Consider the following 25,805-nt stretch of genomic DNA (forward strand, 5'->3'; position numbering starts at 1 on the left):
GTTCCTTTCGGGGTTCAGGGAGGTGGGTCGAACGGGGTGAGCAGCCCGGCGGGTGCCCCGGGCGGGTAGCGGACCAGGACGCCCTCGGCGGTGCTGGTCACGGACAGGGGCCGGTAGGCGCCGCGCTGGCCCGCGAAGTACCGGGCGACCTGGTCGGCCTGCTCGCCCGCGGTGGTGACCAGCAGTTGGCGGCGGGGTTGCCCGGCCGCGTCCTCGCCCGGCACCGCGGGCAGCGCGGTGACCCGCACCGGTCGCGACGAGGTGAGCCCGGCGAGGACGGTCAGCACCCTGGGGTCGACGCGGCCCGTCCGCAGCAGGGCGGTGACGTCGGGGCGCGCGGTGAGCCGCGGTGAGTCGGCCAGCGCGGACCCCGCGTGCCTGCGGGCGCCGGTCTCCCCGGCCGCGCCCCGGCCCGGGGCGCCGGGTCGGTCGACCTCGACCCGGTCGGGGCCGGTGCCGAACACCGCCACGGTCTCCCCGCCCGGGACCGCGCCCCGCGCGCGCAGCGCCGGGGTCAGCAGCACCCAGGCGTCGGGCGGCGGTTCGCCCGCGGCGGCGCGGGTGGTCAGGGCGGGGTCGCGGCCTGCGCGCACCAGGTCCACCCAGGCGGCGTCGTCGACCACGACCGGGGTGGCGGGCAGGTTCTCCCGCAGCCACCGGGTCGCCCCGGCGAGCGGGCCGGGGTCGGTGCGCCGGGCCGCCGCCGCGTCCAGCGCGCCCGGCCACACCGGCACCACCAGCACCGCCGCGACCAGGAGGCCGACCGCGGTCGGTCCCAGCAGCAACCGGCTCCCGGTGTGCCTGCCGATCCGGAACCGGTGGGTCAGCGCCAGCTCGGCCGCCCCCGCGGCGAGCAGCACGGCGGGCGCGGCGGCCACCGTGAGCGCTCCGGAGCCGGGGCCGCCCGGCACCAGCGCCACCGCGAGCAGCCCGAGCACGCCGATCGCCAGCGGGCGCAGCCGGGCCGAGCACAGCCCACCCACGGCACCGAGCACCACCGCGACCGCCAGCACCGGGTCCACCGCCGCCCACTGCGCGGGCGTCGGCCCGCGGCCCGCCAGGTGCAGGCCGCTCAGCGCCGAGGAGGCACCGAGCCCGACGGCGACGCCGAGCGCGAAGCCCGCGCCGAGGACCTGCGCCAGGCGCCTGCGACCGCGCCGCCACACCAGCCAGCCCGCCGAGGCCGCGAGCACCAGGGTGACCGGGGCGGTGATCACGGCGACGACCAGCAGCACCACCGCCCACAGGTCCGGTTCGAGCCTGCGGTGCCGGTGCGGGGTCCACAGCAGCACCAGCGCGCCCAGCGCCCAGGGCGTCGCCACGTTCTCCGGGCGCAGCCCCAGTTGCACCTCGACGACCAGCGGCGACAGCGCGGCCACGCCCACCGCCGCGGCGGCCGTCCACCAGCGCAGCCCCATCCGGCGGGCGAGCAGCCAGACCAGCACGGCGGTGACCGCCGCGGCGACGGCCATGCCCTCGCGGGCTCCCGCGAGGGCGGCCGTGTGGCGGGTGAAGGCGTCGGTGAGCGCGGTGTAGGCGCCCGCCTGCAACCAGGCCAGCGGGGCGTCGGCGGCGCTGTCGAGCAGCAGGTCGAGCCGGTCGGCGGCGAAGACGTGGGCCAGGTGCCCGGCCTCGCCCGCCTGCGCCGGGGAGCCGCCCGCGGCGAGGCGGACCACGGCGGTGAGCGCGGCCAGCGCGAGCACGGCGGCGAGCGCCAGCAGGTGGCGTTCGGCGGCCCGGGTGCGTTCGTCGGCGGCCAAGCGCCAGGTGTGCGGGGGCAAGCGCACGGCGGAGCCGTCGTTCCAGCGGTGTGAGGTCATGGTGGTGCCCGCCCGGTCACCCCGGTCGGGTGACCGGGGCTGGGCCGGAACCTCCTTCTCCGGGTGCTCCGTGGGATGTCCTTCGAGGTCAGGGGCACCGCTGCGCGCTGCGGTCGGGCCATCGTAGAAGGTGTGACCGCGCGTGCGAACTGCAACTTTCCGTGCGCTGGACACGGCCGGACGGGTGATGGGGCGACGTGCGCTGCGCCGAACGGGGAGCCCGGTGCCGGGCATCCGAGACCGGTTTCAGCCCGCTCCGTGCGAGTGGACCGCCGCACCGCGCCACGATCCGGTGACGCGGTCGGTGTTGCCACGACCGGGTGACACCGCTGGGGGTGAGGGCGATCGCCCGCCGGGCTGCCCCGGACGGCTCAGTCGCGCCGCTTCCCGTCGTCCGCCACGGCACGCAGCACGCGGACGTAGCGGGAGTGGGGTGCCGGGCGCGGGGGAGGGTCGCCGAGCGCGGTGGCCGCGCGGTCGAGCAGGTCTTTGATCAGGGCGTCGTGCAGCCAGCGGATGGCCAGCGGCCAGGTCAGGTGACCCGCGCCGGTGGGGCGGGCGCGGAGGTCGTGGCGCAGCACCCGGCCGGGTCGGGCGGTGAAGGTGTGCGTGCCGCGCAGACCGATGCCCGGGTCGAAGGTGAACTCGACCAGCCTGCCCGGCTCGTGGGCCGTGCAGGTGTAGCGGACCGGGCCGTGCCCGCCGCGGGCACCCGGTCCGAGCGGGCGGTCGAGCCGCAGCGCGGGCCACCGGTGGTGCGGCCACAGCGGGCCCTCGGGCTCGGCGATCGCGTCGAGCAGCGGCCCGGGGTCGGCGGGCAGGACGCGTTCGTGCCGGTTGTGGATCATGGTGAACCTTCCGTACGGAACCGTATGGTCCGCCGTACGCTAGCGTACGGAAGGTGCGGAGGAGTAGGGACGACTGGACGGCGCTGGCCCTGGAGGTGCTCGCCGAGGGCGGGGTCGCCGCGCTCGCGGTCGAACCGCTGGCGGCCAGGGGCGGCTCGACCAAGGGCAGCGTCTACTGGCACTTCGCCACCCGCGACGCCCTGCTCCGGGCCACCCTCGACCGCTGGGAGGCCGAGCACACCGCCGCCGTGATCGCGCACGCCGACCGCGGCGCCGACCCCGCCGAGCGGCTGCGGCTGCTGTTCGAGGCGGTGCTGCCCGCCGGGGCCGCCGTCGAGCTGGCCCTGCACGCCTCGCTGGCCGACCCGCTGGTCGCCGCCGCGGTGGCCAGGGTGGGGCGACGGCGGGTCGGGTACCTGGCCGAGCAGTTCACCGGGCTCGGGTTCACCGCCGAGCAGGCCCACCGCCGCGCGGTGATCACCTACTCCGCCTACCTCGGGCAGGTGCAGCTCCTGCACGGCGCCCCGGAGACCCTGCCGCACTCGGCCGAGGACCGCCGCGCGCTCGTCGACGACGTGCTGCGGGTGCTGCTCACCGCCCCCGCCGAGGGCTGATGCGCTTCGCGGTCCGGGTCCGGCCGGGTGCGCGCCGCGCGGCCGTCGGCGGGCGCCGGGGCGACGCGCTCGTGGTCGCCGTCGCGGCACCCGCGGTGGCGGGCAAGGCCAACGAGGCGGTGTGCCGCGCGCTCGCCGCGGCGTTCGGCGTGCGCCCCGGGAACGTGCTGATCATCAGCGGTGACCGCGCGCGGGACAAGGTCGTCGAACTCGACCCGGCACCGCCGGACGCCCCGGCCACACTGGACCGATTGCGGGACAACGGGCCGTGACGGTTGCCTCACCTGGGCCGCCACCGGGACGCCGATTACGACAATCCGCCCCCTACGGGGGAGAATGCCCCGACAACTGATTGCCCGGGAGGTGATGGTGGACGACCTGACCGTTGCACTGGGCATCGGGGCGTTGGTGCTGCTGCTGGCGGTGCTGGCCGTGCGGGTGTCGGTCCGGCTCGGTCTGCCGTCGCTGTTGCTCTACCTGGGAATCGGCGTGCTGCTCGGCGAGGCCGGGCTGGGCATCGAGTTCTCCAACGCCGACCTGACCCAGTCGCTCGGTCTGGCCGCGCTGGTCATGATCCTGGCCGAGGGTGGCCTCACCACCCGCTGGGTCGAGGTCAAACCGGCGCTCTGGCCGGGAGTGGCACTGTCCACTGTGGCCGTCGGGGTCAGCATCGGGGTGACCGCGCTCGGGTTGCACCTGGTCCTGGACTTCGACTGGCGGTTGGCCCTGCTCTGGGGCGCGGTGCTGGCCTCCACCGACGCCGCCGCCGTGTTCAGCGTGCTGCGCAACCTCTCGGTCACCCGGCGGCTGGTCGGGTCGCTGGAGCTGGAGAGCGGCATGAACGACGCCCCCAGCTACATCGCCGTGGTGCTGCTGGCCTCCACCGACCCGGTCACCTGGTCGCTGCCGCTCACCCTGGCCTACGAACTCGCGGTGGGCCTGGCCCTCGGCGTCGGCCTGGGCTGGCTGGGGGCCCTCACCCTGCGCCGCGCCGCGCTGCCCGCCACCGGCCTGTACCCGCTGGCCACGGTCGCGGTGTGCGTGCTCGCCTTCGCGGGCGGGCAGGCCGCGCACGCCTCCGGGCTGCTCGCCGCCTACGTCGCCGGGTTGGTGCTGGGCAACTCCAAGCTGCCGCACCGCTCCGACACGGTCTCCTTCGCCGAGGGGCTGGGCTGGTTGGCGCAGATCGGCCTGTTCGTCCTCTTGGGACTGTTCGCCTCACCGAGCAGGCTGCTCGACGCGATCATCCCCGGGCTGGTCGCCGGTGCCCTGCTGACCCTGCTGGCCCGGCCGCTGTCCGTGCTGGTGTCGATGGTGCCGTTCCGGATGCCCTGGCGCGAACAGGTCTTCCTGTCCTGGGCCGGGTTGCGCGGGGCCGTGCCCATCGTGCTGGCCATGATCCCGCTGTCGCAGGGCATCCCCGGCGCGCAGCAACTCGTCGACGCCGTGTTCGTGCTGGTGATCGTGCTGACCCTGGTGCAGGGCACCACGCTCGGGCTGCTGGCGAAGCTGCTGCGGCTCGACACCGGTGCGCAGCCCAAGGAGGTCGACGTCGACGTGGCCACCCTCGACGAGCTGAACGCGGAGCTGTTGCAGGTCACCATCCCCGTCGGGTCCAAGCTGCACGGCGTCTACCTGTCGGAGCTGCGGCTGCCGCCGGGCGCCTCGGTCAGCCTCGTCGCCCGCGGCGCGGGCGCGTTCACCCCGGTCACCACGACCCGGTTGCAGGAGCTGGACCAGGTCCTGGTGGTCACCACGCAGGAGGCCAGGGCCGCCGCCGAGACCCGCATCCGCGCGGTCGACCGGGCGGGCCGCTTCGCCCGCTGGAAGGGCGAGACCGGCAAACCCTGAGCCGTGACGCCGATCCCACCCGGTGGATCGGACTCGATCCGCGGCGCCGCGTCGGCTATGGTCTTCGGCAAGGTCATGAGTGCCAGCGTCAAGCCCCGGTTTGCTGGCCGGCAACCCTCCTCCGCGGTGGGGTGCCCCGGGTGAGGACCTGGTCCTCCCGCGAGGTGCGGGACGGGCAAGCGCGGACCCCCCTCACCGGCCAGGGTCCTGGAGACCTTGGAGGCACCCCGTGACGCTCGCCATCCCCAGCCGCCGCACCGCCGAACCGGCCCGCGACACCGGGTGTCCCACCGGCTGCACCACCGAGCCCGTGCCCGCGACCGCCGCTGTCGAGGCCGCCGCCGGTATCCCCGCCGTGCCGCCCGTGGTGGGGGCGCGGCTGGCGGTCCCGCTGGTCGACGGCCGCCGGGTGCCCTACGCCAACCTCGACCACGCCGCCAGCACCCCCGCCCTGGAGGCCGTGCGCGACGCCGTGGACGAGCTGCTGCCCTGGTACGCCAGCGTGCACCGCGGCGCGGGCTTCGCCTCCCAGGTCTGCACCCGCGTGCACGACCAGGCCCGCGATGTGCTCCGCCGGTTCGTCGGCGCCCACCGCACCGACCAGGTCATCTTCACCCGCAACACCACCGACAGCCTGAACCTGCTGGCCGGGGCGCTGCCCAGGGGCACGTCCGTGGTCCTGTTCGACACCGAGCACCACGCGGCGCTGTTGCCCTGGCGCGGCCCGCGCGTGCACCGCCTGCGCACCCCGGAGAGCGCGGGCGACGCTGCCCTGGCGCTGGACCGGGCGCTGGCCGACTGCGCCGTCGGGCCGCGCCTGGTGGTGCTGACCGCCGCCTCCAACGTCACCGGCGAGGTCTGGCCGATCGCCGAGCTGTCCGCCGTCGCCCGCCGCCACGGCGCCAGGGTCGCCCTCGACGCCGCGCAGCTCGCCCCGCACCGGCCGGTCGACATCCGCGCCCTCGACGTCGACTGGGTCGCCCTGTCCGGGCACAAGCTCTACGCCCCGTTCGGCGCGGGCGCCCTCGTCGGCCGCGCCGACTGGCTCAGGGCCGCCGAACCGCACCTGGTCGGCGGCGGCGCCACCGCCTCGGTCACCGACCGCGGCGACCGGCTCGCGGTGACCTGGTCGACCGGCCCGGAGCGGCACGAGGCCGGGTCGCCGAACGTGGTCGGCGTGCACGCGCTGGCCACCGCCTGCGAGGCGATCACCCGGCACGGCTGGGACGCCGTGGTCGAGCACGAGCGGGTCCTGCTGCACCGGCTGCGCGCCGGGCTCGCCACCGTCCCCGGCCTGCGCCCGCTGAGCCTGTTCGGCGCGGAGCACGACCGGGTCGGCGTCGTCAGCTTCACCGTCGACGGCCTCGACTCCGGCCTGGCCGCGGCGGTCCTGTCCGCCGAGCACGGCATCGGCGTGCGCGACGGCGCGTTCTGCGCGCACGTGGCCACCGCCAGGCTGCTCGACCGGGCAGGCAGCTCCGAGCGGCGGGCGCTGCGGGTCAGCATCGGCCTGGGCACGACGCCAGAGCACGTGGACCGGCTCGTCGCCGCGCTGCACGCCCTCGTCGACGGTGGCCCGGCCGCCGAGTACGCCCTCGTCGACGGCCGCTGGGCGCCGGTGGAGGACCCCCGGCCGCTGCCGCCGTTCCTGCGCGAGCTGCCCTGAGCCCGGTCGACGGCCGGGCGGGTCGGCCGACCGTGGACAATGGGGTGGTGAGCAGTGAGGAACGCGATGGGGTGAGCGCGGCACCGGTGCCGCCGCGCAGGGCAGCGCTGCTGGTCGGCACGGCGGTGGTGGTGTACGCGCTCGACCTGGTCACGAAGATCCTGGTCACCGCCAACCTGGAGGGCGAGCCGCCGGTGCGGCTGCTCGGCGGGCTGGTCTACCTCGACCTCATCCGCAACCCCGGGGCCGCGTTCTCCATGGCCACCGGGATGACCTGGCTGCTGACCCTGGTCGCCATCGGGGTCGTGGTCGCCATCGTCTGGGTCATCCCCAAGCTGCGCTCGCCGGGCTGGGCGCTGGGCCTGGGCCTGGTGCTCGCGGGCGCGCTGGGCAACCTGACCGACCGGCTGTTCCGCGCCCCCGGGGCGTTCCAGGGGCACGTGGTCGACTTCGTGTCGGTGTTCGGCCCGAACGGCGAGTACTTCCCGGTGTTCAACGTGGCCGACTCCGGCATCAGCGTCGGCGGCGTGCTCATCGTGCTGATGGCCCTGCTGGGCCGCGACTACGACGGCAGCCTGACCACGAAGTCCGAGAAGAAGGCGGCCACCGGTGAGTGACACGCGGACCCTGCCCATCCCCGACGGCCTCGACGGCATGCGCGTCGACGCCGGTCTGTCGAAGCTGCTTGGCATCTCCCGCACCGTCGTCGTGGCCCTCACCGAAGCCGGTGACGTGCTGGTCGACGGTCGACCCGCGGGCAAGTCCGACCGGCTGCTGGCGGGCGCCTGGCTGGAGGTGACCCTGCCGCAGCCGGACCGCCCGGTGGAGCTGAAGGCGGTGGCGGTGCCCGGCCTGGAGATCATCCACCAGGACGACGACGTGGTGGTGGTGGACAAGCCGGTCGGCGTCGCCGCCCACCCCAGCCCCGGCTGGTCCGGCCCCACGGTCATCGGCGGCCTCGCCGCGGCGGGCCTGCGCATCTCCACCTCCGGGGCCGCCGAGCGCCAGGGCGTCGTGCACCGCCTCGACGTCGGGACGACCGGGGTGATGGTGGTCGCCAAGAGCGAGCACGCCTACACAGTGCTCAAGCGGGCGTTCAAGGAGCGCACCGTCGAGAAGCGCTACCACGCGCTGGTGCAGGGCCACCCCGACCCGAGCGTCGGGACGATCGACGCCCCCATCGACCGCCACCCGCGCCACGACTACCGGTGGGCGGTGGTGGCGGGCGGCAAGCCGAGCATCACCCACTACGAGACCATCGAGGCCTTCCGCGCCGCGTCGCTGCTCGACGTCAAGCTGGAGACCGGCCGCACCCACCAGATCCGGGTCCACTTCAGCGCCCTGCGCCACCCCTGCGTCGGCGACCTCACCTACGGTGCCGACCCCACCCTGGCCAAGCGCCTCGGCCTCACCCGCCAGTGGCTGCACGCCCGCACCCTCGGCTTCCACCACCCCGCCGACGGCCGGTGGGTCGAGTTCACCAGCGAGTACCCCGCCGACCTCGCCGCCGCCCTGGCCACCCTGGCCGACGACTACTGACCGACCGGTTCCTTCGCGTGTCCGGGTGCGCGGGCGGGGTTCGAGCGGTTACGTTGGGGCCCCGCCCGACGCCCTGGTGGCGACCCCCGGAGGCCGCGATGACCAGCCCACGCGACACCGAGCAGCTCAACGACCACCTGGTCGTCGACGGCGTGATCGGGGGTGTCCCGGGCCAGGCCGCGGATCTCGACACCGCGGATCTCGACACCCCCGCCCGCGGTCTCCCGGCACCCGACTACGACCGGGGCCCGCCCACCTCGCCGATCCCGGCGCAGCGGACGGCGCAGGCCAAGAAGGGGTTCTTCTCCCGGTTGTTCAACCGGGGCTAGTTCTCCACGGCCCAGGTCAGGGCGAGGTCTTCCTCGTCCGGCCGGGGGCTCCAGCGGACCGAGGTCACCGCCAGTTGCTCGGGCACCACGTACACCGTGTGCCCGCCCGCCGTCTCGCCCGGTGCGACGCCGATGCGGTGCGGGGGGCGGGAGGACAACGACACCGGGGCCTTGCCGACGGTCTCGCCCTCCGGGGTGACCAGCACCAGGTACAGGTCCGGCAGCGTGGAGAAGTGGACCGACCCGCGGTTGGTCAGCTCGGTGTGCACGACGATCGAGCGCTCGCCCGGTTGCAGGCGGTAGCCCGCGGCGGTGAACAGGTAGTCGGCCGGGTCGACGACCTCGACCAGGCGCACGGCGAGGCGTTCGCCCTCCAGGCCGGTGGTCTCCAGGCTGTTGCCGACGGTCCCGGTGCGGCTCGCCGCGGTGCGGGTGGTCGGCTGGGTGCGCTCGACCGGCAGCTCCACCTGGGTGGGCGGCTGGTCGCCGCGGGCCCAGGTCGACACCTGCGGCGGGCCCCAGGTGCTCATCGGCTCGTTGGGCGCAGGGAACGGCTGGCTCTGCGGGGCGTGACCGGCGTTGTGGTTGTGGTGCGGCGGGGCCTGCGCCGGGAAGGGTTGGCTCGGCGGGCCCATCTGCGCCGGGAACGGCTGGCTCTGCGGGTTGACCTGGTACGGCCCGCTCTGCTGGCCGGGGTGGTTGTTCTGCTGGTACTGCGGCGGGTAACCGGGTTGCTGCTGGGGTTGCTGCTGGTACTGCCCCGGCATCGGGTAGCCGACCGGCGCGCTCTGCCGGGCCAACGCCTGCCGCAGGCCGTTGGGGTCGCACTCGACGCCCACGAGCAGCGGCAGCCCGGAGCCGGACAGCGCGACGAGCCGGGAGGCCACCTCGCGCGGGTCCATGCCCAGGCGCGCGGCCACCTCGTGCACCGCGGCCCTGCCCATCTCGGCGACCACGCCGAGCAGGCGGACGTCTACTGGATCGACCACGGTTGGCACGCTACCCGGTCGCCGGGACGGCCGCGCCGGAAGCCGGGGGCCGACACGGCCATGATCGATCAGACCGGGGTGTCGTCGAGCACCGCGGGGTGGCGGGGGTCGTCGGCGCGCACCCCGGTGTCGGCCGTGTGCAGGGGGCGCACCTCGGCGTCGTAGCGGGCGAAGGCGGGCAGCGCCCAGTGCTCCTCGGCGGGCAGCCGCCGGGCCAGGGCGGGCGCGGACAGCCACAGGTGCACCGACAGCTCGTGCGGCAGGCCCCGGCCGAGGAGCAGTTCACCGTCGAGCAGCAGCACGCCCCCCGGCGGCAACCGGGTGTAGTCGGCGCGGGTGGCGCGGTCGGTGGCGGCGTTCCACAGCGCGGGCAGCACCCGGCCGGTGCCGCCGGGGGAGAGCGGGTCGAGGACTTCCCGGCGCAGCGCGCCCTCGTCCAGCCACAGCTCGTAGCGGGCGTCCGGGTCCGCCCGGCCCCGCTCGAACCGCAGCGAGGCGGGCCGCAGGAAGTCGGCCGCGGCGACCCGCAGCACCGGTCGGCCGAGCACCCGCAGCGGCTCCACCAGCGCCTCGGCCAGCTCGTCCGGCCGCGCGGGCGGGGCGCCGTCCAAGATCACCCGAGTCCACTCGGTACGCTCCCCGGCCGTCACCCGGTCGGTGAGTTCGCGGACCAGCACCTCGGGTGTCACGGGGCGGAAGCGCATGGCGTAGTTGTATCAGCTTTCTTGATATGGAAAGGGATTCGCCCACCCGTTCGACACGCGCGCCCCCAATGCCGCAGACCGTCAGACCCCCTCGCTAGGGTGGCGTCGTGGCTGACTCCTTCGCTCATCTTCACGTGCACACCGAGTACTCGATGCTCGACGGAGCGGCCAAGCTCAAGGACATGTTCACCGAGTGCGAGCGGCTCGGGATGCAGTCCGTGGCGATCACCGACCACGGGCACACCAACGGCATCTACGACTTCTTCACCCAGGCCACCAAGGCGGGCATCAAGCCGATCCTGGGCGTCGAGGCCTACGTCGCGCCCGCCTCCCGGTTCACCAAGGAGCGGGTCCGCTGGGGCGACCCCGGCCAGAAGTCCGACGACGTCTCCGGCAGCGGCGCCTACACCCACCAGACGATCTGGGCGCGCAACGCGACCGGCCTGGGCAACCTGATGCGCCTGTCCAGCCTGGCCTCCATGGAGGGCCAGCTCGGCAAGTGGCCGCGGATGGACCGGGAGCTGATCACCGAGCACGCCGACGGGCTGATGGCCACCACCGGCTGCCCGTCCGGCGAGGTGCAGACCCGGCTGCGGCTGGGCCACTTCGACGAGGCGCTGCAAGCCGCCGCCGACTGGCGCGACATCTACGGCAAGGAGCACTTCTTCGTCGAGCTGATGGACCACGGCATCGAGATCGAGAGCCGGGTCCGCGGCGGGCTGGTCGACATCGCCCGCAAGCTCGACATCCCGTTCGTGGTGACCAACGACTCGCACTACACCTTCAAGGGCGAGCGCGAGTCGCACGACGCGCTGCTGTGCGTGCAGACCGGCAAGACCCTGCAGGACCCGACCCGGTTCAAGTTCGACGGCGACGGCTACTACCTCAAGTCCCCGGACGAGATGCGCGCGGTCGACGCCTCCGACCCCTGGCAGGAGGGGTGCCGCAACACCCTGCTGGTGGCCGAGAAGGTCGACCCGACCGGCATGTTCGAGTTCCGCAACCTGATGCCGAAGTTCCCGATCCCCGACGACAAGACCGAGGACGAGTTCTTCCGCGAGCAGGTGTGGGCCGGGATGCGGCGGCGCTTCCCCGAGGGCGTCGACGAGGAGCACACCCGGCAGGTCGAGTTCGAGATCGGCGTCATCACCCAGATGGGCTTCCCGGCCTACTTCCTGGTGGTCGCCGACCTCATCGGCTGGGCCAAGTCCAACGGCATCCGGGTCGGCCCCGGCCGCGGCTCGGCCGCGGGCGCGCTGATCGCCTACGCGATGGGCATCACCGACCTCGACCCGCTGGCGCACGGGCTGATCTTCGAGCGGTTCCTCAACCCCGACCGGGTCAGCCCGCCCGACATCGACATCGACTTCGACGAGCGCAGGCGCGGCGACGTCATCCGCTACACCACCGAGAAGTGGGGCGCGGACAAGGTCGCCCAGGTGATCACCTTCGGCACCATCAAGGCCAAGGCGGCGATCAAGGACTCCGCCCGGGTGCTGTTCGGCCAGCCCGGCTACGCCATCGCCGACCGCATCTCCAAGGCATACCCGCCCGCGGTCATGGCCAAGGACATCCCGCTCAACGGCCTGTTCGACCCGCAGCACAAGCGCTACAACGAGGCCACCGAGATCCGCGAGCTCTACAACAGCGACCCGCAGGTCAAGGAGATCATCGACACCGGCCGCGGGCTGGAGGGCCTGATCCGCAACGCCGGTGTGCACGCCTGCGCGGTCATCCTCTCCGCCGAGCCGCTGATGGAGACCATCCCGCTGTGGAAGCGGCCGCAGGACGGCTCCATCATCACCCAGTTCGACTACCCGACCTGCGAGTCGCTGGGCCTGCTCAAGATGGACTTCCTGGGGCTGCGCAACCTCACGGTCATCGACGACGCGCTGCGCAACATCGAGACCAACGGCAAACCGGTCCCGGACCTGGAGACCCTGGGCCTGGAGGACAAGGCCACCTACGAACTGCTCTCCCGCGGCGACACCCTGGGCGTGTTCCAGCTCGACGGCGGGCCGATGCGCGACCTGCTGCGGCTGATGCGCCCCGACAACTTCGAGGACATCTCCGCGGTCGGCGCGCTCTACCGGCCGGGTCCGATGGGTGCCAAGTCGCACACCAACTACGCGCTGCGCAAGAACAAGCAGCAGGAGATCACCCCCATCCACCCCGCCCTGGCGGAGGCGCTGGAGGACATCCTCGGCACGACCTACGGCCTGATCGTGTACCAGGAGCAGGTCATGGCGATCGCGCAGAAGCTGGCGGGCTACACGCTCGGCCAGGCGGACCTGCTGCGCCGGGCGATGGGCAAGAAGAAGAAGGAGGTCCTGGACGCGGAGTTCGTCAACTTCTCCGGCGGCATGGAGAAGAACGGCTACCCCAAGGACGCGATCAAGACCCTGTGGGACATCCTCGTCCCGTTCGCCGACTACGCGTTCAACAAGGCGCACTCCGCCGCGTACGGGCTGGTCTCCTACTGGACGGCCTACCTCAAGGCGAACTACCCGGCCGAGTACATGGCCGCCCTGCTCACCAGCGTCCGCGACGACAAGGACAAGGCCGCGGTCTACCTGTCGGAGTGCCGCCGGATGGGCATCACGGTGCTGCCGCCGGACGTCAACGAGTCGGAGAAGGACTTCGCCCCGGTCGGCACCGACATCCGCTTCGGCCTCGGTGCGATCCGCAACGTCGGCGCCAACGTGGTCGACTCGATCATCAAGGCGCGCGCGGAGAAGGGCGACTTCGTCGACTTCTCCGACTACCTGCGCAAGGTCGACACCACCGCGTGCAACAAGAAGGTCGTGGAATCCCTGATCAAGTCGGGGGCCTTCGACTCGCTCAAGCACCCGCGCAAGGGCCTGTTCCTCATCCACACCGACGCCGTCGACGCCGTCATGGAGACGAAGAAGGCGGAGGCCGTCGGCCAGTTCGACCTGTTCGGCGCGGGCGGCGGCGCGGACGAGGACGTCTCCAGCGTGTTCGACGTGCGGGTGCCGGACGAGTTCTGGGAGTCCAAGCACCAGTTGGCCCTGGAGCGGGAGATGCTGGGCCTCTACGTCTCCGGGCACCCGCTCAACGGCGTCGAGCACATCCTCACCTCGCAGTCGGACACCTCCATCGCGGCGATCCTGGAGGGCGGCCTGTCCGACGGCGCCCAGGTCGTGATCGGCGGCATCCTCGCCTCGGTCAACCGGCGGGTGAACCGCAACGGCGAGCCGTGGGCGTCGGCGCAGCTCGAGGACCTCGCCGGTGGCATCGAGGTGCTGTTCTTCCCCAAGACCTACGCCGTGGTCGGCATGGGGGTGCTGGAGGACGCGATCGTGCTGGTCAAGGCGCGGGTGGCCAAGCGCGACGACCGCACCTCGCTGATCGCCAACGACCTGGCCGTGCCCGACCTGTCCAACGCCGCGGGCGCCCCGTTCCGGCTGAGCATGGCCGCGACCAAGTGCACCCCGCCGCTGGTCGCCCAGCTCAAGGACGTGCTGGCCGGGCACCCCGGCACCACCGAGGTGCACCTCAAGCTGATCAACGGGCCGCGGCAGACCCTGCTCAAGCTCGACGACGCGCTGCGGGTGCAGCCGTCGCCGTCGCTGATGGGCGACCTCAAGGCGCTGCTGGGACCGGGCTGCCTGTCCTGACCCCCGCTGTCCCGCCCCCCGCCATCCCGGTCCCTGCCCGGGATGGCGGGGGGCGGTGACACCCCGCCACCGCCCGATCACGGTAGGGTGGTTGGTGAACGGGGTTAACCGCTGGTGGAGGGGGATGGACATGTCGGTGCCGGACACCGTGCTCAGGCTGGACACGCCCGAGTACACGCAGGACCCGCACGCGCTGCACGCCGAGCTGCGCCGGGCCGCCCCGGTGCGCGAGGCGATCTTCCCGCGCGGGTTCAAGGGCTGGCTGGTCACCGCCTACGACGACGCCAAGGTCGCGCTGACCGACCCGCGGATCAGCAAGGGCGTCGCCGGGTTCGCCCCCGTCATGGACCGGCACCGGCTGACCGACGCCACCCCGCTGCCGTTCCGGGTGGAGCTGGCCACGCACATGCTCAACTCCGACCCGCCCGACCACACCCGGCTGCGCAAGCTGGTCACCAAGGCGTTCACCAGCCGGGTCGTCGGCAGGCTGCGCGACCGGGTCGAGGGCATCGCCGACGGCCTGCTCGACGCCATGGCGGGCCGCGACACCGTCGACCTCCTCGACGACTACGCCTTCCCGCTGCCGATCACGGTGATCAGCGAACTGCTCGGCGTCCCGGAGGCCGACCGCGACGACTTCCGCTCCTGGACCTCCACCATGATCACCACCGGCCCGCCCGAGGTCACCACGGCCGCGGGCGACGCCATGGGCCGCTACCTGGCCGAGCTGATCGAGCACAAGCGCCGCGAACCCGCCGAGGACCTGCTCTCCGACCTGGTCGGGGCGCACGACGACGGCGACCGGCTCAGCTCCGCGGAACTGGTGTCCATGGCCATGCTGCTGCTCATCGCGGGCCACGAGACCACGGTCAACCTCATCGGCAACGGCGTGCTGGCCCTGCTGCGCAACCCCGACCAGCTCGCCGCCCTGCGCGCCGACCCCGCGCTGCTGCCCGGCGCGGTCGAGGAGTTCCTGCGCTTCGAGGGCCCGATCAACATCGCCACCATGCGCTACACCACCGCCCCGATCACCCTCGGCGGCGTCGAGGTCCCCGAGGGCGAGTTCGTCATGGTCTCCCTCGTCTCCGCCAACCGCGACGAGGCGCACACCGACCGGCCCGACCGCCTCGACATCACCCGCGCCCAGTCCGCGCACCTGGCCTTCGGCCACGGCATCCACTACTGCGTCGGCGCCCCGCTGGCCCGCCTGGAGGCCGCCACCGCCATCGGCCGCCTGCTCGACCGCTTCCCCGCGCTGTCGCTGGCGGCCGACCCGGAGGAACTGCGCTGGCGCGACAGCACCCTGGTCCGCGGCCTGGAAACCCTCCCGGTGAAGCTGACCTGACCGGCCCGTACGCCATACAGCGCAGGGGCCGCGGCCTGCCCGGGCAACCACCACCGGAAATCCGGTTGCGGATACCGCGGTGTTGGGCGTGGCGTGCCGGGCAATCCCGGTGAATCCGGTTCCGGTCGGATAACGTTGGCCGGGTGCGGGGGCGGGTGAGTACGGCGGAGCGCGGGCTGGTCGACGCGCGGCTGCGCGCTGTCCGGCCGCACCTGGTGTTGATCGTCCTCGTCGGACCGCTGCTCGCGGCGGGGGCCACGCTGCTCGGCAACCCGCTGCCCCACCTGGTGGTCCCGCTGGTGCTCGTCCTGGCCGGGGCCTGGTACTTCCGCTCCCGGCTGATGCGCCCGCGCCGCTGGCCGGTGGCCGCGGCGGTCCTCGGCGGACTGGCCGGTCTGCACCTGGGGGCCATGGCGCTGTGGCCGCTGTCGCCCGTCACCGGGGCCGCACTCGGCACCGCCGGGTACTTCCTGGCGGTCGACGCGCGCAGGCGGTTGCTGGAGCCGTACACGCCGGAGCTGGCCGACTCGCGGGTCGAGGTGCCGTGGCAGGCGCGCGGCGACCGCGGGCTGCACCTGCTGGTGGCCCACGACCGGATCACCCTCGCCGGGTCGCGCGGGCGGTTCCGGCTGGTGCGGCCGATGGTGGCGCTCAGCGGGGTCGGCGCCGTGGAGCAGATCCTGGTGGCCCGCCGGGCCACGCTGGAGGTCCCCGGCGTGGGGGAGTTGCGGGTCACGGTCACCCCCGGGCCCGCCGTGCGCATCACCGTCCCGCCGGGGCAGTGGATCGTGCCGACCGACCACGGCCGCGAGATCGCCCGGCTCGTCGCCCGGCGCAAGGAACTCGCGGGCGTCGAGGGCTGACCGCCTGTCCACAGTGGATTCCGGGTTCCGGGGCGATAGGCTCCCCCGCGTGACCCCGGAGGAACTGCTCGCCCTGGACCGCGCCCACGTGTGGCACCCCTACGGCCCGATGCCGGGCACGCAGACCCCGCTGGTGGTCGACAGCGCCCGGGGCACCCGGCTGACCCTGGCCGACGGCCGCGAACTGGTCGACGGCATGTCGTCGTGGTGGGCGGCGATCCACGGCTACCGCCACCCGGTGCTCGACGCGGCGCTCACCGCGCAGGCGGGCCGGATGAGCCACGTCATGTTCGGCGGCCTCACCCACGAGCCCGCCGTGGCCCTGGCCGCGCGCCTGGTCGACATCACCCCGGAACCGCTGCGCCACGTGTTCCTCTGCGACTCCGGCTCGGTCGGCGTCGAGGTCGCGATCAAGATGTGCCTGCAGTACTGGCGCTCCACCGGCAAACCCGGCAAGACCAAGCTGCTCACCTGGCGCGGCGGCTACCACGGCGACACGTTCAACCCGATGAGCGTGTGCGACCCCGAGGGCGGCATGCACAGCCTCTGGCGCGGCGTCCTCCCGGTGCAGCGCTTCGCCGACGCCCCACCCACCGACTTCGACCACGACTACGTCGCCCACCTCGCCGACCTGGTCGAGGCGCACGCCGACGAGTTGGCGGCGGTGATCGTCGAACCGGTGGTCCAGGGCGCGGGCGGAATGCGCTTCCACGACCCGCGCTACCTGCACGTCCTGCGCGAACTGTGCCTCACCCACGACGTCCTGCTGGTCTTCGACGAGATCGCCACCGGCTTCGGCCGCACCGGGGAGCTGTTCGCCGCCGACCACGCGGGCATCAGCCCGGACGTGATGTGCGTCGGCAAGGCGATGACCGGCGGCTACCTGAGCATGGCCGCCACCCTGTGCACCCCCCGCGTCGCCGACGGGATCTCCCGGGGCGAGGTCCCCGTCCTGGCCCACGGCCCCACGTTCATGGGCAACCCGCTGGCCGCCGCCGTCGCCACCGCCTCCATCGACCTGCTGCTGGCCGGGGACTGGCGCGGCACGGTCGGGCGCATCGAGGCCGAACTGCGCACCGGCCTCGCCCCCGCCCTGGACCTCCCGGGCGTGCGGGAGGTGCGGGTCCTCGGCGCGATCGGCGTCGTCCAACTCGACCACGAGGTCAACATGGCCGCCGCCACCGCCGCCGCCGTCACCGCCGGGGTCTGGCTCCGCCCCTTCCGCGACCTGATCTACACGATGCCCCCCTACATCTGCACGACCGAGGACATCGGCCGGATCACCGCCGGGATCACCGCCGCGGCAGCGGTGGGCTGACCCCCACCGGCGCAGCCGCCGATCACCCCGCCAGCCGCCGGCCTGGCGGCCAGCCACCCCGAGCCGTCAGCGGCGCAGCCGCCGACCACCCCCGCAACCGCCGGCCCGGCGCCGGAATGCCCGGGTGGGTGGATGTGCTTGGGTGGGGGAAGCGATCATGTGCAAGCCTGCCTGGGCAGTGGGGCACTCTTTTCGCCCCACTCGGTCACACCAGGCGCATGATCGCTGTAGGGGCCCCGCCCAAGCAGATCCACCCACCCGGGCACGCCCAACAAACGACCGGGCTTTGAAACCCAACCACAGCCGAGCAGATCACAAGGAGCAAGGCCGCTCCGCCGGTCCAGCGCAGTGACGTTCGCCGGTTCCGGTGGGTGTTCGACAAGGCCCGGCGCTAGCCTGACCCACCGTGAGTGTCCTCGTGATCAGCGGGACCGGCACCGACGTCGGCAAGACCGTCGTCACCGCCGGGGTCGCCGCGCTCGCCCGGGCCGCGGGCCGCCGGGTCGCCGTGCTCAAGCCCGCCCAGACCGGCGTGGCCCTCGACGAGCCGGGCGACCTGGCCGCGGTGACCGCCCTGGCCGGTGCGGTGACCACCGCCGAGCTGCGCCGCTTCCCCGACCCGCTCGCCCCGGAGACCGCCGCCCGCCGGGTGGGGATGCCCCCGGTCCGCCCGTCCGAGGTGGCCGCCGCGACCGCCGAGCTGGCCCGCACCCACGACCTGGTGCTGGTCGAGGGGGCGGGTGGCCTGCTGGTCCGGTTCGACCCCGACGGCGGCACGCTGGCCGACGTGGCCTGGTCGCTGGGCGCCCCGGTGCTGGTGGTGGCGCACGCGGGCCTGGGCACGCTCAACACCGCCGCGCTGACCGCCGAGGCGCTGCGCACCCGGGGAATCGCCTGCGCGGGGGTCGTCGTCGGTTCCTGGCCCGCCGAGCCCGACCTGGCCGCCCGGTGCAACCTCGAGGACCTGCCGCTGGTGACCGGTGCCCCGCTGGTCGGGGTCGTCCCGGCGGGGGTGGGTGGTGCGAATCCCACCGCGTTCGCCGAGGGTGCCCGGCGCTGGCTCGCGCCCAGCCTGGGTGGCGAATTCGACGCCAAGGAGTTCACCGCGCGGGAGTTCGACCCCGCCCGGGGTGAGATTCCTCGCTGAAACCTGTCACCCCCATGCGGCACACTGTCCCATCGGACACGTACACGCAGGTGTCGGGGCGCGCAGTGGCGCCGGGACACCGGTTCGAGGAGGAACACCGTGACGGCAGCCGCCGAGCGCACCCACGACGCCGAGACCGCTCCCCAGGACGCGCCCGCGGACGTCCTCGCCGTCGCCCGCGAGCAGGTGCTGGAGCGCGGGGTCGGCCTGTCCGAGGAGCAGGTGCTCGCCGTGCTGCACCTCGGTGACGACCGGCTCGACGACCTGCTCGCGCTCGCGCACGAGGTCCGGATGAAGTGGTGCGGCCCGGAGGTCGAGGTCGAGGGCATCGTCAGCCTCAAGACCGGCGGCTGCCCGGAGGACTGCCACTTCTGCTCGCAGTCCGGCCGCTTCCCCAGCCCGGTCCGCTCCGCCTGGCTGGACATCCCCGGCCTGGTCGAGGCCGCCCGGCAGACCGCGGCCACCGGTGCCACCGAGTTCTGCATCGTCGCCGCCGTGCGCGGCCCGGACGCCCGGCTGCTCTCGCAGGTCCGCGAGGGCATCAAGGCGATCCGCGAGTCCGGCAACGACATCCAGATCGCCTGCTCGCTGGGGATGCTGACCCAGGAGCAGGTCGACGAGCTGGTCGGCATGGGCGTGCACCGCTACAACCACAACCTGGAGACCGCCCGCTCGCACTTCCCCGAGGTCGTCACCACGCACTCCTGGGAGGAGCGCTGGGACACCCTGCGGATGGTCCGCGAGGCGGGCATGGAGGTCTGCTCCGGCGGCATCCTGGGCATGGGCGAGACGGTGGAGCAGCGCGCCGAGTTCGCCGTGCAGCTCGCCGAGCTGGACCCGCACGAGGTGCCGATGAACTTCCTCATCCCGCAGCCGGGCACCCCCTACGAGCAGTACGAGCCGATCTCCGGCCGCGAGGCGCTGCGCCTGGTGGCCGCGTTCCGGCTGGCGCTGCCGCGCACCATGCTGCGCTTCGCGGGCGGTCGCGAGCTGACCCTGGGCGACCTGGGCGCGGAGAAGGGGATGCTGGGCGGGGTCAACGCGATCATCGTCGGCAACTACCTGACCAACCTCGGCCGCCCGGCGCAGCAGGACCTGGACATGCTGACCGACCTCAAGATGCCGATCAAGGCGCTGAGCGACACCCTCTGAGACCGGGAACCACAGGAGATCGAGCGTGTACTGCGTGCACTGCGGCAAGCCCGCCGCGGAGGGTGAGCACCTGCCCTGCCGGGGCGGGCGGGCCGCGTTGGAGCCGCCGCGCTTCTGCGCCGACTGCGGCAGGCGGATGGTCGTCCAGGTCACCCCGGTGGGCTGGTCGGCCCGGTGCAGTCGGCACGGTGAGCTGACCAGCGCGGGCGCGTCCCGGCTGACCGACTAGTCTCGGGTGATCGGGTCCGCTCCGCGCGGGCGGCCCGGTCACCAGCGGTTCGGCAGCGGGAGGACAGGCGTGGCGGAGGACGCGGTCGGCGCACGGGACGCGGCTCCCCCGACCACCCCGGACCACCCCGGACCCGGCCCCGCCGCGTTCGGGCCGTGGCAGCCGGGCGACGACCCGCACGGCCTCGCCGAGCTGTGGCCCGCGCGGCGACCCGCGCCGGTCGTGGTCAAGCGGGACCTGCTGCCCGCCGTGGGCGTGTTCGGCGTGATCGCGCTGTGCGGGCTGGCCCTGGGTTTCCTGTGGTCCCGGCTGGCGCCTGCGGAACTGGTGCAGATCGTCGACGGCGGCCGGTTGATCCCGCTGCGCTCGGAGAGCCACCACCGCTTCGACGACCTGGTCCTGTTCGTGCTCATGGCCATGGGCGCGGGTCTGGTCACCGGCGCCGCGGTCTGGGCGCTGCGGGAGCGCCGCGGCCCGGTCTACCTGATCGCCGCCACCGGTGGTGCCGCGCTGGCCGCCTGGCTGGCCACCCGGGTCGGCGTCTCCTGGGCCGAGGCGCACTACCCGGTGCCCGCGGCACCCGCCCTGGGCGACGTGCTCACCCTGGCGCCGCGGCTGGAGTCCGGGTGGGCCTTCGTCGCCTGGCCGTTCGGCACCGCGCTCGCCTACGGCCTGGCCGCGGCCTGGAACGGGATGGACGACCTCGGGCGCAGGCTCGGCTGATCCGGCGCCGGGAGCGGTGCGCTCCCGGCGCGGGCGTTCAGTTCAGGCAGATCGGTTCGCTGAACTCCGACGGGGGAGCGGGGACCGCGCGCAGGGTCGACAGGAAACCCGCCTCCCGGTTGAGCAGCTTGCCCACCATCCGCAGCCGGTGCAGCGGACGGGTCTCCTCCAGCAGGTCCTGCCGGTCCTCCATGCTCAGCAGGCAGTCCGCGGCCAGCGCGTGCGCCAGCTCGCAGGTCGCGGTGTCGGCGTCCGGTTCGGACCAGTCCTCGCGCTGCCAGGCCGCGGTGCAGTAGCGGCGGTGCGCCGAGCGCGCGGACTCCGCCAGCAGCGACACCGAGTCGGCGGCGGCGGTGGGCTGCTCGACGTCGGGCACCCACTCCACCCGGCCCATCAGGTACGGGGCGCTGGTGGTGTCCAGTTCGAGCAGTCGGAAGCGCCGCTCCCCGGTGGTGATGATGTCGAACCGCCCGTCCGGCAACCGCTTCGCCTCGCGCAGCGCCGCCGAGCAGCCGATGGCGCTGAGCTGGGCCAGCTCGGTCACCTCGCGCTCCGTCGACGGGCGCAGGGCGATCACCCCGAACTGCCGGTCCGGGACGGTGCCGTTGACCAGGTCCACCGTTAGCTGGCGGTAGCGGGGCTCGAAGATGTGCAGGGGGAGGTTCGCTCCGGGAAGCAGCACCGCCCTGAGCGGGAACAGCGGAAGCGAATCGGCCACCCGACCACGCTACGACGTGGCGACCGTCCCCGCTGTCCGATTGCGGCGTCCGGCGTACCGGAGGGTGCTCTCAGCGCTGCTGACCGGGGGGCTTGAGCACCGCGAAGGCGTCCGTGACGGCCATGCTGGCGTCGGCGAACCGGAACTCCGCCGCGGGCCGCCCGCCCGCCCGGCCGGGCCGGGTGGTGCGCCCGGTGGGCTCCAACAGACCCCGGCGGGACAGCACGCGCTGCAGGTTGGTCGCCGACACCCGGTAGCCCAGGGCGGCGGAGTACAGCTCGCGCAGCGCGGAGATGGTGAACGCGGGTGGGGCGAGGGCGAAGCCGATGTTCGTGTAGGACAGCTTCGCCCGCAGCCGGTCGCGGGCGCGCACGGCGATCGCCCGGTGGTCGAAGGCGGTGTCCGGCAGCGACTCGAGCTGGTGCCACTCGGTGTCGCCGGGCAGCTCCGGGTCCAGGTGCGAGGGCACCAGGCAGAGGAAGGCGCTGGCGATCACCCGCGCCCCAGGGGTGCGGTCGGGGGCGCTGAACACGGCCAACTGCTCGACGTGCGACACCTGCCGCACGTCGACCTTCTCGGCGAGCTGGCGCCGGATCGAGGTCTCCACGTCCTCGTCCATCCGCAGCAGGCCTCCGGGCAGTGACCACCTGTGCGCGTGCGGTTCCATCGCCCGCTGCCACAGCAGGACCCGCAGTGTTCCCTGCCTCACTTGCAGCACCGCGGCGAGCACTTCGTGGTGGATCGGGGCGGTCGCGGTGGTAGCATCAGCCATGTTTTCGATCCTAAGGCGAAAACCTCGGGAGCGAAAATCGGACATCTGAGGAGGGGCCCATGACCGCGGAAATGCTCGACCTGACCCCCTACGGCGGGGTGGAGGCGGACGCCGCGTGGCGGGACGAGGTGCGGCGGCTGGTGGCCGAGCGCGACGCGGTGCTGCTCGCGCACAACTACCAGCTTCCCGAGATCCAGGACATCGCCGACCACACCGGTGACTCGCTGGCGCTGAGCCGGATCGCGGTCACCAGCGACGCGTCCACCATCATCTTCTGCGGCGTGCACTTCATGGCCGAGACCGCGAAGATCCTCAGCCCGGACAAGACCGTGCTGATCCCGGACGAGCGCGCGGGCTGCTCGCTGGCGGACTCCATCACCGGCGCCGAGCTGCGCGCCTGGAAGACCGAGCACCCCGGTGCGGTCGTGGTGTCCTACGTGAACACCACCGCCGAGGTGAAGGCGGAGACCGACATCTGCTGCACCTCCTCCAACGCCGTCGACGTGGTCGCCTCGATCCCGGCCGACCGCGAGGTGCTGTTCCTGCCCGACCAGTTCCTCGGCGCGCACGTCAAGCGCGAGACCGGCCGGGAGAACATGCACATCTGGGCGGGGGAGTGCCACGTGCACGCGGGCATCAACGGCCCCGAGTTGGCCGAGCGCGCGGCGGCGAACCCGGACGCGGACCTGTTCATCCACCCCGAGTGCGGTTGCGCCACCTCCGCGCTCTACCTCGCCGGTGAGGGCATCGTGCCCAGCGAGAAGGTCAAGATCCTCTCCACCGGCGACATGGTGACCCAGGCCCGCGCCACCAAGGCCAGTTCGGTGCTGGTGGCCACCGAGATCGGGATGCTGCACCAGTTGCGCAAGGCCGCCCCCGACATCGAGTTCAACGCCGTCAACGACCGCGCGTCCTGCCGGTACATGAAGATGATCACCCCGGCGGCGCTGCTGCGGTCGCTGCGGGAGAACCGCGACGAGGTGCACGTCGACCCCGACACCGCCGCCCGCGCCCGCGGCGCGGTGCAGCGGATGATCGAGATCGGCCAGTCGGGCGGCGGGGAGTGAGCGCGCCGACCTGGGAGGCCCGCGCCGACCTGGTGGTCGTCGGGACGGGTGTCGCCGGGTTGACGGCGGCGTTGCGGGCACGGTCACTGGGGCTGCGGGTCCTGGTGGTCACCAAGGCCGCCGCCGAGGACGGCAACACCCGCTGGGCGCAGGGCGGCGTGGCCGTCGTGCTGCCCGGTGAGCACGACGAGGGCGACTCGGTGCGCGCGCACGTCGCCGACACCCTGGTCGCGGGCGCGGGCCTGTGCGACGAGGACGCGGTCCGGGCGATCATCGCCGACGGCCCCGCCGCCGTCGCCCGGCTGCGCGAGCGCGGCGCGGTGTTCGACGCGCGGCCCGACGGGAAGCTGGCCCGGACCAGGGAGGGCGGGCACACCGCGTTCCGGGTGGTGCACGCGGGCGGCGACGCCACCGGCGCCGAGGTCGAGCGCGCCCTGGTCGCCGCCGCCCGCGGCGGCCGGGTGCCGGTGCTGGAGGGGCACGTCGCCGTGCAGGCGCTGCGCACCCCCACCGGGGCGGTCGTCGGCCTGCACGTGCTCGACGACGCCGGGGTGCCCGGCGTCCTCAGCGCCCCGGCGGTGCTGCTGGCCACCGGCGGGCTCGGCCAGCTCTACCAGGCCACCTCCAACCCCGAGGTCGCCACCGGCGACGGGCTCGCGCTGGCGCTGCGCGCGGGCGCCCCGGTCGCCGACGTCGAGTTCGTGCAGTTCCACCCCACCGTCCTCTACACCGGTGCGGGCGCCCGCGGGCGCTGCCCGCTGGTGACAGAGGCGGTCCGGGGAGAGGGGGCGGTGCTGGTCGACGCCACCGGCGCCCGGGTCATGGAAGGCGTGCACCCGCTGGCCGACCTGGCACCGCGCGACGTGGTGGCCGCCGCCATCACCCGGCACATGGCGCTGGGCCGCGGCGGGATCGACGACCACGTCTTCCTCGACGCCACCCACCTCGACGCCGCGACGTTCCGCCGCCGCTTCCCGACCGTGCACGCCGCCTGCCTCGCCGCGGGCGTCGACCCGGCGGTCGCACCGATCCCGGTGGCCCCCGCCGCGCACTTCGCCTGCGGCGGCGTGCTGACCGACGTGGACGGCCGCACCCCGGTCCCCGGCCTGTACGCGGCGGGCGAGGTGGCGCGCACCGGCCTGCACGGCGCGAACCGGCTCGCCTCCAACAGCCTGCTGGAGGGCCTGGTCGTGGGGGAGCGCGCCGCCGAGGCGGTCGCCGCCGACCTGGCGGGCGGGCGGCTCGCCGACACCTGCCTGGCCGTCGTGCCCGACCTGCCGGTGGCCCCGGTCGCCGACCGGGACGTGCTGCAACGGGTGATGAGCCGCTACGCCGCGATCGGCCGCGAGGCCGAGGGCCTGGCGATCGTCGGGTCCGTGCTGGACGTGACCGCCGCCGAGCGGGTGCTCGACACCCGCACCCTGGTCGAGGACGCGGCGCTGACCCTGGTCGCCCGCGCCCTCATCGCCGCCGCCGCGACCCGCACCGAGTCCCGTGGCTGCCACGTGCGCACCGACTTCCCGGCCCGCGACGACGCGGCCTGGTCGCACCCGACCATCATCCGGCTGACGCCGTCCGGCCAGCCGGTCCCCGTCCACCCGATCGCGCTGCGAGGTGTCGCGTGAGCACCGAACCCCTTGGTGTGGAAGCCTTCTCGGGCATCATCGCCATCGCCCTGGCCGAGGACCTGGCCCACGGGCCGGACGCCACGACCGAGGCCACCGTGCCCGCCGACGCGGTCGCGGTGGCCGAGCTGACCCCGCGCGCAGCGGGCGTGCTGGCCGGGGTCGGGGTCGCCGAGGAGGTGTTCCGCCAGGTCCTGCCCGACGTCGAGGTCCTGGGCGCGCGGTCCGACGGGTCCGCCGCCGAGCCCGGGGTGCCCGCGCTGACGGTCCGGGGGACCACCCGCGCCCTGCTCACGGCCGAGCGCACGGCGCTCAACTTCCTGTGCCACCTCTCGGGGATCGCCACCGCCACCCACGAGTGGGTGCGCGCGGTGGAGGGCACCGGCGCTGCTGTGCGCGACTCGCGCAAGACCCTCCCGGGCCTGCGCGTGCTGGAGAAGTACGCGGTCCGCTGCGGCGGCGGGGTGAACCACCGGATGGCCCTCGGCGACGCGGTCCTGATCAAGGACAACCACGTCCTGGCAGCCGGGTCGGTGGCGAAGGCCCTTGCGGCGGTTCGTGCGCATGCGCCGGAGTTGCCGTGCGAGGTCGAGGTGGACACGTTGGTCCAGCTCGACGAGGCGCTGGCGGAGAACGCGGAACTGGTGCTGCTGGACAACTTCACCGTTGCCGAGTGCGCCGAGGCGGTCCGTCGTGCCGCAGGCACCGGGACCCGGTTGGAGGCCTCCGGCGGGTTGACGCTCGACGTGGCCAGGGCCTACGCCGAGACCGGCGTGGACTACCTGGCGGTCGGGGCGCTGACGCACTCCTCGCCCGCGCTCGACCTGGGCATGGACCTGCGCTAG

General features: G+C 73.9%; 24 protein-coding genes and 1 riboswitch. Of the genes, 18 read left to right on the forward strand and 6 right to left on the reverse strand.

What is annotated here, in order from left to right; genetic code table 11:
• Window positions 1-14: 14 nt before the first annotated feature.
• Together DFQ13_RS16120 and DFQ13_RS16125 are read right to left on the reverse strand one after the other, a co-directional pair.
• On the reverse strand, window positions 15-1,820 hold the full coding sequence (locus DFQ13_RS16120) for a glycosyl transferase (protein WP_110080371.1): 1,806 nt from the start codon (window positions 1,818-1,820) through the stop codon (window positions 15-17).
• Between the two features lie 371 nt (window positions 1,821-2,191).
• Complete coding sequence (locus tag DFQ13_RS16125; protein ID WP_110080372.1) at window positions 2,192-2,668, reverse strand: hypothetical protein; 477 nt, start codon at window positions 2,666-2,668, stop codon at window positions 2,192-2,194.
• A gap of 53 nt (window positions 2,669-2,721) precedes the next feature.
• Here DFQ13_RS16125 and DFQ13_RS16130 point away from each other — a divergent pair, with 53 nt between their 5' ends.
• The 7 genes from DFQ13_RS16130 to DFQ13_RS16160 all read left to right on the forward strand — a co-directional run bounded on the left by DFQ13_RS16130 (window position 2,722) and on the right by DFQ13_RS16160 (window position 8,667).
• The gene (locus DFQ13_RS16130; RefSeq protein ID WP_035280182.1) at window positions 2,722-3,282 is read left to right on the forward strand and encodes a TetR/AcrR family transcriptional regulator; all 561 of its coding nucleotides are present in this window, start codon (window positions 2,722-2,724) and stop codon (window positions 3,280-3,282) included.
• A complete protein-coding gene (locus DFQ13_RS16135) occupies window positions 3,282-3,554 on the forward strand; it encodes a DUF167 domain-containing protein (protein ID WP_035280184.1) in 273 nt (90 codons plus the stop codon). Before DFQ13_RS16130 ends, DFQ13_RS16135 begins: the two co-directional genes overlap by 1 nt.
• Before the next feature lie 94 nt (window positions 3,555-3,648).
• A complete protein-coding gene (locus tag DFQ13_RS16140) occupies window positions 3,649-5,133 on the forward strand; it encodes a potassium/proton antiporter (RefSeq protein ID WP_407643171.1) in 1,485 nt (494 codons plus the stop codon).
• A 71-nt stretch (window positions 5,134-5,204) separates the two neighbouring features.
• Window positions 5,205-5,321: riboswitch (SAM riboswitch) on the forward strand.
• A gap of 122 nt (window positions 5,322-5,443) precedes the next feature.
• Window positions 5,444-6,799, forward strand: a complete 1,356-nt coding sequence (locus DFQ13_RS16145) for an aminotransferase class V-fold PLP-dependent enzyme (RefSeq protein ID WP_110080558.1) — start codon at window positions 5,444-5,446, stop codon at window positions 6,797-6,799.
• A 47-nt stretch (window positions 6,800-6,846) separates the two neighbouring features.
• On the forward strand, window positions 6,847-7,416 hold the full coding sequence (gene lspA / locus DFQ13_RS16150) for a signal peptidase II (protein WP_233438436.1): 570 nt from the start codon (window positions 6,847-6,849) through the stop codon (window positions 7,414-7,416).
• Between the two features lie 37 nt (window positions 7,417-7,453).
• Window positions 7,454-8,338, forward strand: coding sequence for an RluA family pseudouridine synthase (locus DFQ13_RS16155; RefSeq protein ID WP_052020891.1), 885 nt, complete (start codon window positions 7,454-7,456; stop codon window positions 8,336-8,338).
• Between the two features lie 98 nt (window positions 8,339-8,436).
• Window positions 8,437-8,667, forward strand: a complete 231-nt coding sequence (locus tag DFQ13_RS16160) for a hypothetical protein (RefSeq protein WP_110080373.1) — start codon at window positions 8,437-8,439, stop codon at window positions 8,665-8,667.
• Here the strand turns inward: DFQ13_RS16160 and DFQ13_RS16165 are convergent.
• Together DFQ13_RS16165 and DFQ13_RS16170 are read right to left on the reverse strand one after the other, a co-directional pair.
• Entirely contained in the window at window positions 8,664-9,656 is a 993-nt protein-coding gene (locus tag DFQ13_RS16165) for an AsnC family protein (RefSeq protein WP_233438437.1), read from the reverse strand. The two genes, DFQ13_RS16160 and DFQ13_RS16165, sit on opposite strands and share 4 nt — an antisense overlap.
• Before the next feature lie 68 nt (window positions 9,657-9,724).
• Complete coding sequence (locus tag DFQ13_RS16170) at window positions 9,725-10,360, reverse strand: nucleoside/nucleotide kinase family protein (protein WP_110080374.1); 636 nt, start codon at window positions 10,358-10,360, stop codon at window positions 9,725-9,727.
• Window positions 10,361-10,467: 107 nt separating this feature from the next.
• On the opposite strand from DFQ13_RS16170, the gene dnaE reads away from it, so the two are divergent.
• The 8 genes from dnaE to DFQ13_RS16210 all read left to right on the forward strand — a co-directional run bounded on the left by dnaE (window position 10,468) and on the right by DFQ13_RS16210 (window position 20,778).
• The gene (gene dnaE / locus DFQ13_RS16175) at window positions 10,468-14,001 is read left to right on the forward strand and encodes a DNA polymerase III subunit alpha (protein ID WP_110080375.1); all 3,534 of its coding nucleotides are present in this window, start codon (window positions 10,468-10,470) and stop codon (window positions 13,999-14,001) included.
• A gap of 130 nt (window positions 14,002-14,131) precedes the next feature.
• Window positions 14,132-15,346: a cytochrome P450 family protein gene (locus tag DFQ13_RS16180; RefSeq protein WP_035280213.1), complete on the forward strand. Its 1,215-nt coding sequence runs from the start codon at window positions 14,132-14,134 to the stop codon at window positions 15,344-15,346.
• A 155-nt stretch (window positions 15,347-15,501) separates the two neighbouring features.
• Complete coding sequence (locus DFQ13_RS16185) at window positions 15,502-16,209, forward strand: hypothetical protein (RefSeq protein ID WP_110080376.1); 708 nt, start codon at window positions 15,502-15,504, stop codon at window positions 16,207-16,209.
• 49 nt (window positions 16,210-16,258) lie between these two features.
• A complete protein-coding gene (locus DFQ13_RS16190; RefSeq protein WP_110080377.1) occupies window positions 16,259-17,527 on the forward strand; it encodes an adenosylmethionine--8-amino-7-oxononanoate transaminase in 1,269 nt (422 codons plus the stop codon).
• A gap of 406 nt (window positions 17,528-17,933) precedes the next feature.
• Entirely contained in the window at window positions 17,934-18,674 is a 741-nt protein-coding gene (gene bioD, locus DFQ13_RS16195) for a dethiobiotin synthase (RefSeq protein WP_110080378.1), read from the forward strand.
• Window positions 18,675-18,773: 99 nt separating this feature from the next.
• A complete protein-coding gene (gene bioB, locus DFQ13_RS16200; RefSeq protein WP_035283384.1) occupies window positions 18,774-19,826 on the forward strand; it encodes a biotin synthase BioB in 1,053 nt (350 codons plus the stop codon).
• Window positions 19,827-19,851: 25 nt separating this feature from the next.
• The gene (gene bsaP, locus DFQ13_RS16205; protein ID WP_035283385.1) at window positions 19,852-20,055 is read left to right on the forward strand and encodes a biotin synthase auxiliary protein BsaP; all 204 of its coding nucleotides are present in this window, start codon (window positions 19,852-19,854) and stop codon (window positions 20,053-20,055) included.
• A 69-nt stretch (window positions 20,056-20,124) separates the two neighbouring features.
• Window positions 20,125-20,778 carry a DUF2567 domain-containing protein gene (locus DFQ13_RS16210; protein ID WP_084175667.1) on the forward strand — a complete coding sequence of 218 codons (654 nt, stop codon included), beginning with the start codon at window positions 20,125-20,127 and terminating at the stop codon, window positions 20,776-20,778.
• A 37-nt stretch (window positions 20,779-20,815) separates the two neighbouring features.
• Here DFQ13_RS16210 and DFQ13_RS16215 read toward each other — a convergent pair whose 3' ends face one another.
• Both DFQ13_RS16215 and DFQ13_RS16220 read right to left on the reverse strand, forming a co-directional pair.
• Window positions 20,816-21,496, reverse strand: coding sequence for an LON peptidase substrate-binding domain-containing protein (locus DFQ13_RS16215; RefSeq protein WP_035283386.1), 681 nt, complete (start codon window positions 21,494-21,496; stop codon window positions 20,816-20,818).
• Between the two features lie 70 nt (window positions 21,497-21,566).
• A complete protein-coding gene (locus DFQ13_RS16220) occupies window positions 21,567-22,268 on the reverse strand; it encodes an NUDIX hydrolase (RefSeq protein ID WP_181400001.1) in 702 nt (233 codons plus the stop codon).
• Between the two features lie 59 nt (window positions 22,269-22,327).
• Between DFQ13_RS16220 and nadA the strand changes: the two genes are divergently transcribed.
• From nadA to nadC, 3 genes are read left to right on the forward strand one after another with little or no spacing between them, the layout of a single operon-like run.
• On the forward strand, window positions 22,328-23,335 hold the full coding sequence (gene nadA, locus DFQ13_RS16225; RefSeq protein ID WP_110080379.1) for a quinolinate synthase NadA: 1,008 nt from the start codon (window positions 22,328-22,330) through the stop codon (window positions 23,333-23,335).
• A complete protein-coding gene (locus tag DFQ13_RS16230) occupies window positions 23,332-24,960 on the forward strand; it encodes an L-aspartate oxidase (protein ID WP_110080380.1) in 1,629 nt (542 codons plus the stop codon). The genes nadA and DFQ13_RS16230 overlap by 4 nt, the downstream gene beginning before the upstream one ends.
• Window positions 24,957-25,805 (forward strand): carboxylating nicotinate-nucleotide diphosphorylase, encoded by an 849-nt coding sequence (gene nadC / locus DFQ13_RS16235; protein WP_110080381.1) that lies wholly within the window; start codon window positions 24,957-24,959, stop codon window positions 25,803-25,805. Before DFQ13_RS16230 ends, nadC begins: the two co-directional genes overlap by 4 nt.

This window comes from Actinokineospora spheciospongiae (genome assembly GCF_003182415.1).
In the GTDB taxonomy this organism is placed as follows: Bacteria; Actinomycetota; Actinomycetes; order Mycobacteriales; family Pseudonocardiaceae; genus Actinokineospora; species Actinokineospora spheciospongiae.